Here is a 1,979-nt window from a genome sequence, read left to right as displayed (position 1 = left end):
CAATGACGGATATCAATGTATCCAAGAGAAATTAAAAGATATATCAACCCCCATCGACCTGCAAAACGCAAAATTGTCACAACCACACTGCAAATATTACAAAMTATAAAACAAGGATCAGCGCCCACAAAAAAACCAGACAACAATCAATTGCCTGGTTTAGTTATAAAAATAATCAATGGGATTATACAATGATGCTTGTGAAATATTTTTTCAGCGCCCGGACTTCAGCGACATCTCCTTGTTGAACAAGTTGATCTATCCATCCTTGTATAAGAACCGCAGATGGCCGGACAGCCGACAGATTCAAATGCTCCGGCAAGATTTCGTCACCCGTACTGACCAGCAATGCAAAGTGAATGACGTTCTCCAGCTCCCTGGTATTGCCCGGCCAACTGTGCCGTTCCAACACTTGTTGCGCCTCCTCGCTGATCAGCGGTACCGGCAGGTCCAGGCGTTGGCTGTAGATGCCGAGGAAGTACTCCGCCAGCGAGAGGATATCCCCCACCCTCTCACGCAACGCCGGCAGTTCGAGCGGGCCTTCACAGAGGTAGTGATAGAGCCGCTCATGGAATTTTCCGGCGGCAACCGCCTGGGCCAGATCGATGCTGGTGGCCGCCACCAGCCGCACATCCACCGGGCTCGGCTGCTGGGCACCGACGCGGGTGACTTCGTGGTTTTCCAGCGCGGCGAGCAGTTTGGTCTGGATCGGCAGCGGCAGGTCGCCGATTTCGTCCAGGTACAGCGTGCCGCCGTTGGCCGAACCGAACCACCCGGCACGACTGCTCGCCGAGCCGCTGTAGCTGCCCGCCGCATAGCCGAACAACTCGGCGTCGGCGTAGGTCGGGCTGATGGCACCGCAGTTGACCGATACGAACAACCCGCCGCGATCACTGGCGCGGTGGATATGGCGGGCCAGCAATTCCTTGCCGGTGCCGGTTTCGCCACGGATCAGCACTGACACTGAACGCGTGGCCAGTTGCTCCAGGTCTTCACGTAATTGCCGCGAACGCGGATCGACAAACACCAGCGCCTTGGCGCGAATGCTCAGGGGACTTTTTTCGGCATCGGGAAAGGTCAGCAGCGGCTGACCGAAGGCTTCAAAGCTCATGACAGACTCCCGCCCAAAACCGCCGGGAGACGGGGGCGTTAAATAAAGAAAGTGTTCAAGCGCGACGCAGGGCGTGGTGTTCCATGCGGTTCTGCAAGCGATAGAGATAGGCAAAACCCTGCTCCCAGCGCTGGTGACCGGACTTGACGTTGATATGCCCCGCCCCCGCCAGAATCCCCGCCTCGGCCCCCCAATGGCGCGCCAGTTCCAGGGCACGCGGTGCACTGACGGCGCTGTCGTTGTCGGAACTGACGACCTGGCTCGGGAATGGCAGCAGGTCCGTCGGAATCGGCGCGAAGTTACGCAAGGCCGGCACGCAGGCCGGGCGTTCGACGTCTGCTGGCGCGACGAGCAAGGCGCCGCGCACTTGACGCAAAAACTGCACGGGGGCGCTCGCCGCCCAATGGGCGACGGTGATGCAACCCAGGCTGTGGGCAATGATAATCACCGGCGTGCTGTCGGCGGCAATCGCCTCGGCCAGCGCCGCGACCCAGTCCTCGCGACGTGGCGTCAGCCAGTCAGCCTGTTCCACCCGTGCGCTGTTCGGCAGGCTGTTCTGCCAGTGGCTTTGCCAATGATCTTCTGGCGATCCTTGCCAGCCCGGCACAATCAGGTAGCGAATTGATTCGTTGCGCATGGGGGAGCTCTCCTGCTGCGTGTCTGTTCCCGGTCGAGTATAGGCAGGTGAGATATATTCGTTAAGGAATAAGAAGCTATTTATTAAGACCCATATCGAATATTAAACGCAAAACCTGTGGGAGCGAGCTTGCTCCGGGCGGCGTTCCGACGATAGGGCCCGGAAATTCAACATCGATGTCGATTGATCCACCGCCATCGCGAGCAAGCTCGCTCCCACAGGGAACAGTGT

Annotated in this window: 2 protein-coding genes; both read right to left on the bottom strand. The window is 58.3% G+C overall.

What is annotated here, in order from left to right; translation table 11 throughout:
- Window positions 1-184: 184 nt before the first annotated feature.
- Window positions 185-1,111, bottom strand: coding sequence for a sigma 54-interacting transcriptional regulator (locus ACXRVY_RS26310; RefSeq protein WP_223462695.1), 927 nt, complete (start codon window positions 1,109-1,111; stop codon window positions 185-187).
- A gap of 55 nt (window positions 1,112-1,166) precedes the next feature.
- Window positions 1,167-1,748, bottom strand: coding sequence for an alpha/beta hydrolase (locus ACXRVY_RS26305; RefSeq protein ID WP_457265711.1), 582 nt, complete (start codon window positions 1,746-1,748; stop codon window positions 1,167-1,169).
- Window positions 1,749-1,979 lie beyond the last annotated feature (231 nt).

This window comes from Pseudomonas sp. P5_A2_2, from assembly GCF_054177685.1.
The sequence above is the reverse complement of the archived record's forward strand: the minus strand, read 5'-3'. Positions and strand labels throughout refer to the sequence as shown.

Bases quoted from the DNA above. Each gene is read 5' to 3' on its own strand.
- ACXRVY_RS26310 (WP_223462695.1), bottom strand. From the start codon at position 1,111: ATGAGCTTTGAAGCCTTCGGTCAGCCGCTGCTGACCTTTCCCGATGCC.
- ACXRVY_RS26305 (WP_457265711.1), bottom strand. From the start codon at position 1,748: ATGCGCAACGAATCAATTCGCTACCTGATTGTGCCGGGCTGGCAAGGA.